The organism is Streptomyces sp. NPDC001985 (assembly GCF_040296845.1).
Classification (GTDB): Bacteria; Actinomycetota; Actinomycetes; order Streptomycetales; family Streptomycetaceae; genus Streptomyces.
On sequence record NZ_JBEOYB010000013.1, the window covers coordinates 78,938 to 94,671 of the forward strand.

Here is a 15,734-nt window from a genome sequence, read left to right on the forward strand (position 1 = left end):
GGCTGAGAGGCACCAATGGGACTCGAAGAGAAGCTGCCGAGCGGATTTCTGCTCACCACGGTCGAGCAGGCCGCGGGCTGGGTGCGCAAGTCATCCGTCTTCCCGGCCACGTTCGGGCTGGCGTGCTGCGCCATCGAGATGATGACGACCGGCGCCGGCCGCTACGACCTGGCCCGGTTCGGGATGGAGGTCTTCCGCGGCTCACCGCGCCAGGCCGATCTGATGATCGTGGCGGGCCGGGTGAGCCAGAAGATGGCCCCCGTGCTCCGCCAGGTCTACGACCAGATGCCCAGCCCCAAGTGGGTCATCTCCATGGGCGTCTGCGCCTCGTCGGGCGGCATGTTCAACAACTACGCGATTGTGCAGGGCGTTGATCACATCGTCCCCGTCGACATCTATCTGCCCGGCTGTCCGCCGCGCCCCGAGATGCTGATGGACGCGATCCTCAAGCTCCACCAGAAGATCCAGTCCTCCAAGCTCGGCGTCAACGCGGCGGAAGCGGCCCGGGAGGCGGAGGAAGCGGCGCTCAAGGCCCTTCCGACGATCGAGATGAAGGGGCTGCTCCGGTGAGCGAGACGGCCAAGGGCCGGCCGGACGACCGGCCGAACCCCGAGAAGGAGCTCAGCGAGCAGAACCTTCCCGGGCAGCGCGGCGACCACGGCGAGGAGATCCGCGTCCAGCGCGGGATGTTCGGCGCCAACAACGGCGGCGACACCTCCGGCTACGGCGGCCTCGTCCGCTCGGTGCGGCTGCCGGGCCCGGCGAACCGCCCCTACGGCGGGTACTTCGACGAGGTCGCCGACGAGCTGGAGGGCGCCCTGGAGGAGCAGGGCCTCGTCCCCGAGAACGCCATCGAGAAGACCGTGGTCGACCGGGGCGAGCTGACCTTCCACATCGAGCGCGACCATCTGCTCCGGGTCGCCCGCACCCTGCGCGACGACCCCGCCCTGCGCTTCGAGCTCTGCACCGGGGTGAGCGGGGTCCACTACCCCGAGGACAAGGGCCGCGAGCTGCACGCCGTCTACCATCTGCGCTCGCTCACCCACGGCCGGCTGATCCGCGTCGAGGTCTCCGCCCCGGACAGTGACCCGCACATCCCGTCGCTGGTCGCGGTCTACCCGACCAACGACTGGCACGAGCGCGAGACCTACGACTTCTTCGGGCTCGTCTTCGACGGCCACCCCGCCCTCACCCGGATCATGATGCCCGACGACTGGCAGGGCTTCCCGCAGCGCAAGGACTATCCGCTCGGCGGAATCGCCGTCGAGTACAAGGGCGCCCAGATTCCGGCTCCGGACCAGCGGAGGTCGTACAGCTGATGTCCACATCCCACGCAACCGCCCGGGAGACCACCGAGGGCCCCGTCTACACCGTCACCGGTGGCGACTGGGACGAGGTGGTCCAGAGCGCGGCCAAGGCCGACGACGAGCGCATCGTCGTCAACATGGGTCCCCAGCACCCCTCCACCCACGGGGTGCTCCGGCTGATCCTGGAGATCGACGGCGAGACCGTCACCGAGGCCCGCTGCGGCATCGGCTATCTCCACACCGGCATCGAGAAGAACCTCGAATACCGGAACTGGACGCAGGGCACCACCTTCGTCACGCGCATGGATTATCTGACGCCCTTCTACAACGAGGCCGCGTACTGCCTCGGCGTCGAACGGCTGCTCGGCATCGAGGACCAGATCCCCGACCGGGCGACCGTGATCCGGGTGCTGCTGATGGAGCTGAACCGGATCTCCTCCCATCTGGTGTGCATCGCCACCGGCGGGATGGAACTGGGCGCCACCACGATCATGATCTACGGCTTCCGGGACCGTGAACTCGTCCTCGACCTCTTCGAGCTGATCACCGGTCTGCGGATGAACCACGCCTTCATCCGCCCGGGCGGCCTCGCCCAGGACCTGCCCCCCGGGACCGTGGACCTGCTCCACGAGTTCGTGCGGACGATGAAGAAGAACCTGCCGGAGTACGACAAGCTCGCCACCGGCAACCCCATCTTCAAGGCCCGGATGCAGGACGTCGGCCATCTCGACCTCACCGGCTGCATGGCCCTCGGCGCCACCGGACCCGTACTGCGCTCGGCCGGGCTCGCCCACGACCTGCGCAAGACCGATCCGTACTGCGGGTACGAGACCTACGACTTCGACATCCCGACCGCCGACACCTGTGACTCCTACGGCCGCTTCCTCATCCGCCTGGAGGAGATGCGCCAGTCGCTGCGCATCATCGAGCAGTGCGTCGACCGCCTGGAGCCCGGGCCGGTCATGGTCGCCGACAAGAAGATCGCCTGGCCCGCGCAGCTCGCGCTCGGACCGGACGGACTCGGCAACTCCCTGGACCACATCAAGAAGATCATGGGCACCTCCATGGAGGCCCTGATCCACCACTTCAAGCTGGTCACCGAGGGCTTCCGGGTCCCCGTCGGACAGGTGTACGCGGCGGTCGAGTCGCCCAAGGGCGAACTCGGCGCGCACATCGTCTCCGACGGCGGCACCCGCCCCTTCCGGGTCCACTTCCGGGACCCGTCCTTCACCAATCTCCAGGCCATGGCGGCGATGTGCGAGGGCGGCCAGGTGGCCGACGTCATCGTCGCCGTCGCGTCCATCGACCCCGTGATGGGAGGCGTCGACCGATGACGGCCCAGTCGTCCAACCAGGAAGTGCAGCTGGGGATGCCCCGGCTGCCCGCCCCCGACTTCCCGGCCGAGGCGCGCGAGCGGCTGGAGCGCGACGCCAAGGAGATCGTCTCCCGCTACCCGGACTCCCGGTCGGCGCTGCTGCCGATGCTGCACCTGGTCCAGTCGGAGGAGGGGCATGTCTCCCGTACCGGCATGCAGTTCTGCGCCGAGCAGCTCGAACTGACCACCGCCGAGGTCACCGCGGTCGCCACCTTCTACTCCATGTACCGGCGCAAGCCGTCCGGTGACTACCAGGTCGGGGTCTGCACCAACACGCTCTGCGCGGTCATGGGCGGTGACGCCATCTTCGAGGAGCTCCAGGAGCATCTCGGGGTCGGCAACAACGAGACCACCGAGGACGGCAAGGTCACGCTGGAGCACATCGAGTGCAACGCGGCCTGCGACTTCGCCCCCGTGGTGATGGTGAACTGGGAGTTCTTCGACAACCAGACCCCCGGCTCGGCCCGCAGGCTCGTCGACGACCTGCGCGCCGGACGGCCGGTGGAGCCGACCCGGGGCGCGCCCCTGTGCACCTACAAGGAGACCGCGCGGATTCTCGCCGGCTTCCCGGACGAGCGCCCCGGAGCGGTCGCCGCGACCGGCGGCGCCGGACCCGCCTCCCTGATCGGGCTCCGTCTGGCCAAGGGCGAGACCGTCCCCGCCCGGGTGGTCTCCCCCCGGTCCGAGGCACCCGAGGACGCCCCGCAGCCCGGCTCCGGGCACCTCAGTTCCCATGACGCACCGCAGCAGACAGCGGACTCCGACCCACGGCACCCGTCGGGGCCGGTCACCGAGGAGGGGGAGTGATGGCCGTGTCCACCGAATACGGAGGCACCGCCGGTTCCGGGGCCGGCGGCGAGACCAGCCCCGAGAAGCTCCTCGCACCCGTCCTGTCGGCCTTCTGGGACGAGGCGGAGTCCTGGACGCTGAAGACCTACCAGCGGCACGAGGGCTACCAGGGGCTGCGCAAGGCACTCGCCATGTCCCCGGACGACCTGATCGCCTATGTCAAGGACTCGGGTCTGCGCGGACGCGGCGGCGCGGGCTTCCCCACCGGGATGAAGTGGCAGTTCATCCCGCAGGGAGACGGCAAGCCTCACTATCTTGTTGTCAACGCCGACGAGTCGGAGCCCGGGACCTGCAAGGACATCCCGCTCCTCTTCGCCAACCCGCATTCCCTCATCGAGGGGATGATCATCGCCTGTTACGCGATCCGCTCCAGCCATGCCTTCATCTATCTGCGCGGTGAGGTCGTCCCCGTGCTGCGGCGCCTCCACGAAGCCGTGCGGGAGGCGTACGAGGCGGGCTACCTCGGCAAGGACGCCCTCGGCAGCGGACTCGACCTCGACATCACGGTGCACGCGGGCGCCGGCGCGTACATCTGCGGTGAGGAGACCGCGCTGCTGGACTCGCTCGAAGGACGGCGCGGCCAGCCCCGGCTGCGACCCCCCTTCCCCGCGGTCGCCGGTCTGTACGCGTGCCCCACTGTGGTGAACAACGTCGAGTCCATCGCGTCGGTTCCCGCGATCCTCAACCGGGGCAAGGACTGGTTCAAGTCCATGGGCAGCGAGAAGTCCCCCGGCTTCACGCTCTACTCCCTCAGCGGCCATGTCGCGGGCCCCGGCCAGTACGAGGCCCCGCTCGGCATCACCCTGCGCCAGCTCCTCGACATGGGCGGCGGGATGCGCCCCGGCCACCGGCTCAAGTTCTGGACCCCCGGCGGCTCGTCGACCCCGATGTTCACCGACGAGCACCTCGACGTCCCGCTCGACTACGAGGGCGTCGGAGCGGCCGGCTCCATGCTCGGCACCAAGGCCCTCCAGTGCTTCGACGAGACGACCTGCGTGGTCCGGGCCGTCACCCGCTGGACCGAGTTCTACGCCCATGAGTCCTGCGGCAAGTGCACCCCCTGCCGCGAGGGCACCTACTGGCTGGTCCAGCTGCTCCGCGACATCGAGGCCGGCCACGGCGTCATGTCCGACCTCGACAAGCTCAACGACATCGCCGACAACATCAACGGCAAGTCGTTCTGCGCCCTCGGCGACGGTGCCGCGGCACCGATCTTCTCCTCGCTGAAGTACTTCCGCGAGGAGTACGAGCAGCACATCACCGGCGCCGGCTGCCCCTTCGACCCGGCCAAGTCCACCGCTTGGGCCGATCACCGCACGGAGGTCAACGCATGACCGTGACCACGAGCGCTCCTTCCGGGGGCGGGGAGGCAGCGGTCCCGCCCGAGGACCTCGTCACCCTGACCATCGACGGCGCCGAGATCAGCGTCCCCAAGGGGACCCTCGTCATCCGCGCCGCCGAACTCCTCGGCATCGAGATCCCCCGGTTCTGCGACCACCCCCTCCTCGACCCGGCCGGCGCCTGCCGGCAGTGCATCGTGGAGGTGGAGGGCCAGCGCAAGCCGATGGCCTCCTGCACCATCACCTGCACCGACGGCATGGTCGTCAAGTCGCAGCTCTCCTCGCCCGTCGCCGAGAAGGCGCAGAAGGGCGTGATGGAGCTGCTGCTGATCAACCATCCGCTCGACTGCCCCGTCTGCGACAAGGGCGGCGAGTGCCCGCTCCAGAACCAGGCCATGTCGCACGGCGGCGCGGACTCCCGCTTCGAGGGGAGGAAGCGGACCTTCGAGAAGCCGGTGCCGATCTCCACCCAGGTGCTGCTCGACCGCGAGCGGTGCGTCCTGTGCGCCCGCTGCACCCGGTTCTCCAACCAGGTCGCCGGCGACCCGATGATCGAGCTCCTGGAACGGGGCGCCCTCCAGCAGGTCGGTACCGGCGAGGGCGACCCCTTCCAGTCGTACTTCTCCGGCAACACCATCCAGATCTGCCCGGTCGGCGCGCTCACCTCGGCCGCGTACCGCTTCCGCTCCCGCCCCTTCGACCTGGTCTCCACGCCCAGTGTCTGCGAGCACTGCGCCGGCGGCTGCGCGACCCGCACCGACCACCGGCGCGGGAAGGTCATGCGGCGGCTCGCCGCCGACGACCCCGAGGTCAACGAGGAGTGGATCTGCGACAAGGGGCGCTTCGGGTTCCGCTACGCCCAGCAGCGGGACCGGCTCACCACCCCCCTGGTCCGCACGGCGGACGGGGTGCTGGAGCCGGCGAGCTGGCCCGAGGCGCTGGCCGCCGCCGCGGCCGGGCTCGGCGCGGCGCGCGGCCGGGCCGGAGTCCTCGCGGGCGGCCGGCTCACCGTCGAGGACTCCTACGCGTACGCCAAGTTCGCCCGGGTCGCCCTCGGCACCAACGACATCGACTTCCGGGCCCGCGCCCACTCCCCCGAGGAGGCCGACTTCCTGGCCGCCCGGGTCGCGGGGACGGGCCGGGACCTCTCCGGCGGCGGGGTCACCCACCGCGAACTGGAGCAGGCGCCCGCCGTGCTCCTCGTCGGCATCGAGGCCGAGGAGGAGGCCCCCGGGGTCTTCCTCCGCCTCCGCAAGGCCCACCGCAAGCACGGACAGCGGACCTTCGCCCTGGCCACCCACGCCACCCGGGGCCTGGCCAAGGCGGGCGGCACGCTGCTGCCGGCCGCGCCCGGCACCGAGACGGAGTGGCTGGACGCGCTCAGCGGCACCGTCGGACTCGACGGCGACGGATCGGCCGCCGCCGAGGCGCTCCGCGCCGACGGCTCGGTGATCATCGTCGGTGAACGGCTCGCGGCCGTGCCCGGCGGGCTCACCGCCGTCGTGCGGACCGCGACCGCGACCGGCGCCCGCCTGGTGTGGATTCCGCGCCGGGCCGGTGAGCGCGGCGCCGTCGAGGCGGGCGCGCTCCCCTCGCTGCTGCCCGGCGCCCGCCCCGCCACCGACCCGAGGGCGCGCGAGGAGACCGCCGAGGTGTGGCGCGTACGGGAACTCCCGCAGCGCTACGGCCGGGACACCGCGCAGATCGTGGAGGCCGCGGCCACCGGTGAGCTGGGCGCCCTGCTCGTCGCGGGTGTCGAGGTCGCCGATCTGCCGGACCCGGCACGCGCCCGCGAGGCGCTGGACGCGGTCGGATTCCTGGTCTCCCTGGAGCTGCGGCCCAGCGAGGTCACCGACCGGGCGGATGTCGTCTTCCCGGTCGCCGCCGTCGCCGAGAAGCCCGGCACCTTCCTCAACTGGGAGGGCAGGGCGAGGATGTTCGAGGCCGCGCTCAAACCCGAGCAGATGACCCGCCGGCTCGCACCGGCCGACTCCCGTGTCCTGCACATGCTCGCGGACGAGATGGACATCCCCTTCGGGCTGCCCGATCTGCTCTCCGTGCGCAGGGAGCTGGACCGCCTCGGCACCTGGACCGGCCCCCGGGCCGGGGAGCCCATGGAGTCCGGCCGTCCGCTGCCCCGCGCCGGCGAGGGCGAGGCGGTGCTCGCCGGGCACCGGCTCCTGCTCGACCAGGGGCTGCTCCAGCGGGGCGACACGGCCCTGGCGGGCACCCGCCACGCGGCCGTCGCCCGGCTCTCGCCCGCCACGGCCGCCGAGACCGGAGTCGAGGACGGCGGCGAACTGACCGTCACCGGCCCCGCCGGCGCGGTGCGGCTGCCGCTCCAGATCACCGAGATGCCCGACCGGGTCGTCTGGCTCCCGCTGAACTCGCGGGGCGGCGGCGTCACCGCGGACACCGGGGCCCGCCCCGGGCAGCTGGTCCGCATCGGCCCGGCCGACGCGCCGTCCGCCGCCCAAGCGCCGGAGGTGCGCGCATGATCGCCGCGGCCCAGCTCACCGAGGTCCAGCTCCTCGCGGCCGAGGACCTCTCGATGTTCGGGCGCGACCCCTGGTGGCTCGTCCTGATCAAGGCCGTGTTCTGCTTCGCCTTCCTCATGCTGACCGTGCTCTTCTCCATCGTGTGGGAGCGCAAGGTCGTCGCCTGGATGCAGCTGCGCATCGGCCCCAACCGGCACGGCCCCTGGGGCCTCCTCCAGTCCCTCGCGGACGGCATCAAGCTGATGCTCAAGGAGGATGTGATCGTCAAGCGCGCCGACAAGGTCGTCTACATCCTCGCGCCGATCATCGCCGCGATCCCGGCCTTCATGGCGATCGCGGTGATCCCCTTCGGACCGGCCGGCAACGAGGTCTCGATCTTCGGCCAGCGCACCACGATGCAGCTCACCGACCTCCCGATCGCGATGCTCTACGTCCTCGCGGTCGCGTCGGTCGGCATCTACGGGATCGTGCTGGCGGGCTGGTCCTCGGGATCGACCTACCCGCTGCTCGGCGGGCTCCGCTCCTGCGCGCAGATGATCTCCTACGAGATCGCGATGGGCGCCGCCTTCGCCTCCGTCTTCCTCTACTCCGGGTCGATGTCGACCTCGGCGATCGTGGAGGCCCAGGCCGACCGCTGGTACATCATCCTGCTGCCGGTCTCCTTCATCATCTACATCGTCACCATGGTCGGCGAGACCAACCGGGCGCCGTTCGACATGCCGGAGTCCGAGGGCGACCTGGTCGGCGGCTTCAACACCGAGTACAGCTCGATCAAGTTCGCGATGTTCATGCTGGCCGAGTACGTCAACATGGTCACCGTCTCCGCCGTCTCGGTCACCCTCTTCCTCGGCGGCTGGCGCGCCCCCTACCCGATCTCCACCTTCTGGGAGGGCGCGAACCACGGCTGGTGGCCGATGCTCTGGTTCGTCATCAAGGTCCAGCTGCTGCTGTTCTTCTTCATCTGGCTCCGCGGCACGCTCCCGCGCGTCCGCTACGACCAGCTGATGAAGCTCGGCTGGAAGGTCCTCATCCCGGTCTCGGTGGTCTGGCTGATGCTGGTCGCGACCGTGCGGGCGCTGCGGAACGAGAACTACGACTTCCAGACGATCCTGCTCTATGTCGCCGGCGCGGTCATCACCGTGCTGCTGCTGTCCTTCATCGCCGACATGTTCCGCGGGAAGCGGTCCCCCGACGCGGGGGAGGGGGCGGAGGCGGAACCACCCGCCGCCTTCGACCCGATGGCCGGCGGATTCCCCGTACCGCCGCTGCCCGGGCAGACCCTGCCGCCCGTGCCGCGCAGGCGTCCGCGCCGTGAGCGCGAGCTGATTGTCAGTGGTGGACCCGACACTGTGAGTGATGGTCCTCGTGACGGAAAGGAGGCTGACGGTGTCTGAGGAATCGGACAGCACATTCCAGAACCCGGTCGCCGGCTTCGGCGTGACCTTCAAGGCCATGTTCAAGAAGCGGCTGACCGAGCAGTACCCGGAGCAGCAGAAGGTCACAGCGCCGCGCTTCCACGGCCGGCACCAGCTCAACCGTCATCCCGACGGCCTGGAGAAGTGCGTGGGGTGCGAGCTGTGCGCCTGGGCCTGTCCCGCGGACGCCATCTATGTGGAGGGCGCGGACAACACCGAGGAGGAGAGGTACTCCCCGGGCGAGCGGTACGGCCGCGTCTATCAGATCAACTACGCGCGCTGCATCCTCTGCGGCCTCTGCATCGAGGCGTGCCCCACCCGGGCGCTCACGATGACCAATGAGTTCGAGCTGGCCGACAGCTCCCGCGAGAACCTCATCTACACCAAGGAACAGCTCCTCGCCGGTCTCGACGACAACATGGTCGACTCGCCGCACGCCATCTACCCCGGCATGGACGAACAGGACTACTACCGGGGCCTGGTGACCGAGGCCGCCCCCGGCACCGTCCAGCAGACCGCCGTCTCCAAGGAGGAGAAGGACGAGGAGGTGGGCGCATGAGCGGGCTGAGCGGTCTCGGCGCCCTGGCGGCCACCACCACATCGACCGGTGAGGCCGTCCAGTTCTGGGTCCTCGGCACCGTCGCGGTGATCGGCGCTCTCTGTACGATCCTGATGCGGCGGGCCGTCCACAGCGCCCTCTGCCTCGCGGGCACGATGATCATCCTGGCGGTCTTCTACCTCGCCAACGGCGCCTACTTCCTGGGCATCGTCCAGATCGTCGTCTACACCGGCGCGGTCATGATGCTCTTCCTCTTCGTGGTGATGCTCGTCGGTGTCACCGCCGCCGACTCCCTCAAGGAGACGCTCAAGGGGCAGCGCTGGCTCGCGGTGGCCTGCGGGCTCGGCTTCGGCGTGCTGCTGGTCGCCGGCATCGGCCAGGCCTCCCTCTCCACCTTCACCGGTCTGGGCGCCGCCAACAGCGCCCACGGCGGCAATGTCGAGGGGCTCGCCGCCCTGATCTTCACCAAGTACGTCTTCGCGTTCGAGATCACCGGCGCGCTGCTGATCACGGCGGCCGTCGGCGCGATGGTGCTCACCCACCGGGAGCGCACCGAGCGCGCGAAGACCCAGCGCGAGCTGGCCGAGGAGCGGGTGCGCGCGGGCAAGCAGCTGCCGCCGCTCCCCGCCCCCGGCGTCTACGCCCGGCACAACGCCGTGGACATCGCCGGACTGCTCCCCGACGGCACCCCCTCCGAGCTGACCGTCATCGGCACCCTGCGGGAGCGCGGCCAGATCCGCGATGTCTCCGCCCAGGCGCTGAACGACATCAAGGCCCTGGAGCAGCGCTCGGAGGAGCGGCTGGGCCGCTCGGGACCGATCGGCGAGGGCCCCGACGGCCCCGCCGGCACCGATGACGACACCGACGGCGGCCTCGGACGCGACCGGGACGAAGAGGAGGCCTCGCGGTGAGTCCGGTCAACTACCTCTACCTGGCGGCGCTGCTGTTCACCATCGGCGCCTCCGGAGTCCTGATCCGGCGGAACGCGATCGTCGTGTTCATGTGCATCGAGCTGATGCTCAACGCCTGCAACCTCGCGCTCGTCGCCTTCTCCCGGATGCACGGAAACCTCGACGGCCAGATCGTCGCGTTCTTCACCATGGTCGTCGCCGCCGCCGAGGTCGTGGTGGGGCTCGCGATCATCGTGGCCCTGTTCCGTTCCCGCCACTCGGCCTCGGTCGACGACGCCAGCCTGATGAAGCTGTGAGGGGCTGAATCGTGGAGAACCTGATTGCGCTGCTCATCGCCGCGCCCCTGCTCGGAGCGGTGGTGCTGCTGTGCGGGGGGCGGCGGCTCGACCGCACCGGACACTGGCTCGGCACGGCGTTCGCCGCCGCGTCCTTCCTCATCGGCGCGGTGCTGTTCGCGGACATGCTGGGCCGGAGCGCGGACGACCGCGCCCTGCACCAGCGGCTGTTCAGCTGGATTCCGGTCGAGGGCTTCCAGGCGGATGTCGCCTTCCAGCTCGACCAGCTGTCGATGACCTTCGTGCTGCTGATCACCGGTGTGGGCACCCTGATCCACATCTACTCCATCGGCTACATGGAGCACGACGAGCGGCGCCGCCGCTTCTTCGGCTATCTGAACCTCTTCCTCGCGGCGATGCTGCTGCTCGTCCTCGCGGACAACTATCTGCTGCTGTACTTCGGCTGGGAGGGTGTGGGGCTCGCCTCCTACCTGCTCATCGGGTTCTGGCAGCACAAGCCCAGCGCGGCGACGGCGGCGAAGAAGGCCTTCCTGGTCAACCGGGTCGGTGACATCGGCCTCTCCATCGCGATCATGCTGATGTTCACCACCTTCGGCACCTTCGCCTTCGGCCCGGTCCTCGGGTCCGTCGACGGCGCCGGCGAGGGCACCCTCACGGCGATCGGTCTGATGCTGCTCCTCGCGGCCTGCGGCAAGTCCGCGCAGGTGCCCCTCCAGTCCTGGCTGGGGGACGCGATGGAGGGCCCGACCCCGGTCTCGGCCCTGATCCACGCGGCCACCATGGTCACCGCCGGTGTCTATCTGATCGTCCGCTCCGGCGCGATTTTCAACGCCGCCCCGGACGCGCAGACGGTGGTCGTGGTCGTCGGCGCGGTGACGCTGCTCTTCGGTGCGATCGTCGGTTGCGCCAAGGACGACATCAAGAAGGCGCTGGCCGGCTCGACGATGTCGCAGATCGGCTACATGATCCTGGCGGCCGGCCTCGGCCCCATCGGCTATGTCTTCGCGATCATGCACCTGGTGACCCACGGCTTCTTCAAGGCCGGGCTGTTCCTGGGCGCCGGTTCGGTGATGCACGGCATGAACGACGAGGTCGACATGAGGAAGTACGGCGGTCTGCGCAAGCACATGCCGGTCACCTTCGTCACCTTCGGTCTCGGCTATCTCGCCATCATCGGTTTCCCCGGGCTCTCCGGCTTCTTCTCCAAGGACATGATCATCGAGTCCGCCTTCGCGAAGGGCGGCACCGAGGGCTGGATTCTCGGCGGTGTCACCCTGCTGGGCGCGGCGATCACCGCGTTCTACATGACCCGGGTGATGCTGATGACCTTCTTCGGCGAGAAGCGCTGGCAGCCCGACGCCGAGGGCCATGAGCCGCATCCGCACGAGTCGCCCCGGTCGATGACCATCCCGATGATCGTGCTGGCCTTCGGCTCGGTCTTCGCCGGCGGTTTCTTCGGCATCGGCGACCGCTTCCTGAACTGGCTGAAGCCCGTCACCGGCTACGACCACGGCCATCCGCCCGTCAGCGCGGCGACGGTCACCACGGCCACCGTCGTGGTGCTGCTGATCGGGGTCGCCGTCGCCTGGGCGATGTACGGGCGCCGGCCGGTGCCGGTCACCGCGCCGAGGGGCTCCCTGCTCACCCGGGCCGCGCGCCGCGACCTCCTCCAGGACGACTTCAACCATGTGGTCCTGGTCCGGGGCGGGGAGCACCTCACCCGCTCCCTGGTCTATGTCGACCACACCCTGGTCGACGGCGTGGTCAACGGCACCGCCGCCTCCATCGGCGGGCTCTCCGGCCGGATGCGCAAACTGCAGAACGGCTACGTCCGCTCGTACGCCGTCTCGATGTTCGGAGGTACGGCGGTGCTGATCGCCGTGACCCTGCTGATGAGGGCGGTGTAACTGCAATGTCCTTCCCGCTCCTTACGGCGACGGCGGTCGTCCCGGCGGTCGGCGCGATCGTCACCGCCGCCGTGCCCGCCGCGCGGCGCTCGGCGGCCAAGGTCCTCGCGCTGGGCTTCTCGCTGGTCACCCTGGTGCTGGCCGCGATCGTCTTCATCCGGTTCGAACCCGGCGGCGACCGCTACCAGCTCACCGAGTCCCACGCCTGGATCGCCGACTTCGGCGTCCGGTACGAACTGGGCGTGGACGGCATCGGGGTGGCGCTGATCGCGCTGACCGCGCTGCTGATCCCGTTCGTCATCCTGGCCGGCTGGAACGACGCCGAGCCCCAGGAGACCGGCAGCAGCAGATGGCGGCCGACCCAGGGCTTCTTCGCCCTGATCCTGATGGTCGAGGCGATGGTGATCCTCTCCTTCGAGGCCACCGATGTCTTCCTCTTCTACATCCTCTTCGAAGCCATGCTGATCCCGATGTACTTCCTCATCGGCGGCTTCGGCGACCGGGCCCACGCGGGCACCGACCAGAACGCGGCGGCCCAGCGGTCGTACGCGGCGGTCAAGTTCCTGCTCTACAACCTGGCCGGCGGACTGATCATGCTGGCGGCCGTCATCGGCCTCTATGTGGTCGCGGGCAGCTTCTCGCTCGCCGAGATCGCCGAGGCCCGCGCCTCGGGCGAGCTGAACATGGCGACCAACACCGAGCGGCTGCTCTTCCTGGGCTTCTTCCTCGCCTTCGCGATCAAGGCGCCGCTGTGGCCGCTGCACACCTGGCTGCCCAACGCGATGGGGGAGGCGACCGCTCCGGTCGCCGTGCTGATCACGGCCGTGGTCGACAAGGTCGGCACCTTCGCGATGCTCCGCTTCTGCCTCCAGCTCTTCCCCGAGGCGTCGAAGTGGGCCACCCCCGTGATCCTGGTGCTGGCACTGATCAGCATCGTCTACGGGGCGCTGCTCGCGGTCGGACAGCGCGACATCAAGCGGCTGATCGCCTATGCCTCCATCTCGCACTTCGGCTTCATCGTCCTCGGCATCTTCGCGATGACCTCCCAGGGCCAGTCGGGCGCCACGCTCTACATGGTCAACCACGGGATCTCCACCGCCGCGCTGATGCTGGTGGCCGGCTTCCTGATCACCCGGCGCGGCTCGCGGCTCATCGCGGACTACGGCGGGGTGCAGAAGGTCGCCCCGGTCCTCGCCGGCACCTTCCTGATCGGCAGTCTCGCGACCCTGTCACTGCCGGGGCTCGCGCCGTTCGTCAGCGAGTTCCTGGTCCTGGTCGGCACGTTCGCCCGCTATCCGGTCGCCGGGATCATCGCGACCTCCGGCATTGTGCTGGCCGCGCTCTACACCCTCGTCCTCTACCAGCGGACGATGACCGGCCCGGTGAAGGCCGAGGTCAGGTCGATGCCCGATCTCAAGGCCCGTGAGCTGGCCGTGGTCGCGCCGCTGATCGCACTGCTGATCCTCCTCGGTGTCTTCCCGAAGCCGCTGACGGAGGTCGTCAACCCGGCCGTGGAGCACACGATGTCCGACGTACAGAAGAAGGACCCCCGGCCCGAGGCGGAGGCGGCGAAGTGAGCGCTACGGCTGTCCACAGCCTGTGGACGACGGCCGCCGGATCGACCGACAAGATCCCGGCCCCCGATATCGAGTACGGACAGCTCGCACCGATCCTGATCGTGGTCGGCGCGGCGGTCCTGGGCCTGCTGCTGGAGGCGTTCCTGCCGCGCAGGGCGCGGTACCAGGCGCAGGTGACCCTGACGTTGGTCGCGCTGGCCGCCGCGTTCGCCTCCATCATCGCGCTCGCCCAGGCCGGTTACGGCACCTCCAAGATGAACATCGCGGCCATGGGCGCCATCGCGATCGACGGACCGACCCTCTTCCTCCAGGGCACGATCCTGCTGGCCTCGGTGGTCGCCGTCCTCACCTTCGCCGAGCGCAGGCTCGACCCGGAGACCCATGGGAACCGGATCGACTCCTTCGCCGCCCAGGCCGCCTCGGTCCCCGGAAGCGACAGCGAGAAGGCTGCGGTCAGGGCCGGATTCACCACCACCGAGGTCTATCCGCTGGCCCTCTTCGCCATCGCGGGCATGCTGGTCTTCCCGGCGGCGAACGATCTGCTGACGCTCTTCATCGCGCTGGAGGTCTTCTCCCTCCCGCTGTATCTGCTCTGCGCGCTGGCCCGCCGCAAGCGGCTGCTCTCCCAGGAAGCGGCGGTGAAGTACTTCCTGCTCGGCGCCTTCTCCTCGGCGTTCCTGCTCTTCGGCGTCGCCCTGCTCTACGGGTACGCGGGCTCGCTCTCCTACGCCCGGATCGCCGATGTGGTCGACGGCAGCGTCCAGACCATCGACCCGGTGCTCGCCGAAACCATGGGCAATGACGCGCTGCTGCTGATCGGCGCCGCGCTCATCCTGATGGGGCTGCTCTTCAAGGTCGGTGCCGTCCCGTTCCACATGTGGACCCCGGACGTCTATCAGGGCGCGCCGACCCCGGTGACCGGCTTCATGGCCGCGGCGACCAAGGTGGCCGCCTTCGGCGCGCTGCTGCGGCTGCTGTACGTCGTGCTGCCGGGGCTGCGCTGGGACTGGCGGCCGGTGATGTGGGCGGTCGCGATCGTCACCATGCTGGCCGGCGCGATCGTGGCGATCACCCAGACGGACATCAAGCGGCTGCTCGCCTACTCGTCCATCGCCCACGCCGGGTTCATCCTCGCGGGTGTCATCGCGGTGACCCCGGAGGGCGTCTCCTCGGTCCTCTTCTACCTCGGCGCCTACTCCTTCGTCACCATCGGGGCGTTCGCCGTGGTGACCCTGGTGCGGGACGCCGGAGGCGAGGCGACCCATCTGTCGAAGTGGGCCGGGCTCGGCAGGCGCTCGCCACTGGTGGCCGCCGTGTTCGCGGTCTTTCTGCTGGCCTTCGCCGGGATTCCGCTGACCTCCGGTTTCTCGGGGAAGTTCGCGGTCTTCAAGGCGGCGGCCGAGGGCGGTGCCGGGGCGCTGGTGGTGGTCGGTGTGATCTCCTCCGCCATCGCCGCCTTCTTCTACATCCGGGTCATCGTGCTGATGTTCTTCAGCGAGCCGAAGCCCGACGGCCCCACGGTCGCCGTGCCCTCGGTGATGACCAAGACCGCGATCGCGGTCGGGGTCGCGGTGACCCTGGTCCTGGGTGTCGCCCCGCAGTACTTCCTGGATCTGGCGGGCCAGGCCGGGGTGTTCGTCCGGTAGCGCGGCCCGCGCGCACGACGGGCCCGGCTCCTCGGGGGAGCCGGGCCCGTCCGC

Annotated in this window: 13 protein-coding genes; all 13 read left to right on the plus strand. The window is 69.7% G+C overall.

Annotation, left to right across the window (positions count from 1 at the left end; all coding sequences use genetic code 11):
* Positions 1–15: 15 nt before the first annotated feature.
* Genes ABT122_RS08465 through nuoN form a run of 13 tightly spaced genes read left to right on the plus strand, consistent with a single transcriptional unit; the run spans position 16 to position 15,680 of the window.
* Entirely contained in the window at positions 16–570 is a 555-nt protein-coding gene (locus ABT122_RS08465; protein ID WP_351547331.1) for a NuoB/complex I 20 kDa subunit family protein, read from the plus strand.
* Positions 567–1,319, plus strand: a complete 753-nt coding sequence (locus ABT122_RS08470) for an NADH-quinone oxidoreductase subunit C (protein ID WP_351547333.1) — start codon at positions 567–569, stop codon at positions 1,317–1,319. The genes ABT122_RS08465 and ABT122_RS08470 overlap by 4 nt, the downstream gene beginning before the upstream one ends.
* Complete coding sequence (locus ABT122_RS08475) at positions 1,319–2,641, plus strand: NADH-quinone oxidoreductase subunit D (RefSeq protein ID WP_351547334.1); 1,323 nt, start codon at positions 1,319–1,321, stop codon at positions 2,639–2,641. Before ABT122_RS08470 ends, ABT122_RS08475 begins: the two co-directional genes overlap by 1 nt.
* Positions 2,638–3,489, plus strand: coding sequence for an NADH-quinone oxidoreductase subunit NuoE (nuoE, locus tag ABT122_RS08480; protein WP_351547336.1), 852 nt, complete (start codon positions 2,638–2,640; stop codon positions 3,487–3,489). The genes ABT122_RS08475 and nuoE overlap by 4 nt, the downstream gene beginning before the upstream one ends.
* Positions 3,489–4,865, plus strand: coding sequence for an NADH-quinone oxidoreductase subunit NuoF (gene nuoF, locus ABT122_RS08485; protein ID WP_351547338.1), 1,377 nt, complete (start codon positions 3,489–3,491; stop codon positions 4,863–4,865). The genes nuoE and nuoF overlap by 1 nt, the downstream gene beginning before the upstream one ends.
* Positions 4,862–7,369, plus strand: coding sequence for an NADH-quinone oxidoreductase subunit G (locus tag ABT122_RS08490; RefSeq protein WP_351547341.1), 2,508 nt, complete (start codon positions 4,862–4,864; stop codon positions 7,367–7,369). Before nuoF ends, ABT122_RS08490 begins: the two co-directional genes overlap by 4 nt.
* Complete coding sequence (gene nuoH / locus ABT122_RS08495) at positions 7,366–8,763, plus strand: NADH-quinone oxidoreductase subunit NuoH (RefSeq protein ID WP_351547344.1); 1,398 nt, start codon at positions 7,366–7,368, stop codon at positions 8,761–8,763. Before ABT122_RS08490 ends, nuoH begins: the two co-directional genes overlap by 4 nt.
* A complete protein-coding gene (gene nuoI, locus ABT122_RS08500) occupies positions 8,726–9,343 on the plus strand; it encodes an NADH-quinone oxidoreductase subunit NuoI (protein WP_351547347.1) in 618 nt (205 codons plus the stop codon). Before nuoH ends, nuoI begins: the two co-directional genes overlap by 38 nt.
* Entirely contained in the window at positions 9,340–10,254 is a 915-nt protein-coding gene (locus tag ABT122_RS08505; protein ID WP_351547350.1) for an NADH-quinone oxidoreductase subunit J, read from the plus strand. Before nuoI ends, ABT122_RS08505 begins: the two co-directional genes overlap by 4 nt.
* Positions 10,251–10,550: an NADH-quinone oxidoreductase subunit NuoK gene (nuoK, locus tag ABT122_RS08510; RefSeq protein WP_351547353.1), complete on the plus strand. Its 300-nt coding sequence runs from the start codon at positions 10,251–10,253 to the stop codon at positions 10,548–10,550. Before ABT122_RS08505 ends, nuoK begins: the two co-directional genes overlap by 4 nt.
* A gap of 11 nt (positions 10,551–10,561) precedes the next feature.
* Entirely contained in the window at positions 10,562–12,457 is a 1,896-nt protein-coding gene (gene nuoL, locus ABT122_RS08515) for an NADH-quinone oxidoreductase subunit L (protein ID WP_351547356.1), read from the plus strand.
* Positions 12,458–12,462: 5 nt separating this feature from the next.
* Positions 12,463–14,034: an NADH-quinone oxidoreductase subunit M gene (locus tag ABT122_RS08520; RefSeq protein ID WP_351547358.1), complete on the plus strand. Its 1,572-nt coding sequence runs from the start codon at positions 12,463–12,465 to the stop codon at positions 14,032–14,034.
* Positions 14,031–15,680, plus strand: a complete 1,650-nt coding sequence (gene nuoN / locus ABT122_RS08525) for an NADH-quinone oxidoreductase subunit NuoN (protein WP_351547361.1) — start codon at positions 14,031–14,033, stop codon at positions 15,678–15,680. The genes ABT122_RS08520 and nuoN overlap by 4 nt, the downstream gene beginning before the upstream one ends.
* Positions 15,681–15,734: the final 54 nt, after the last annotated feature.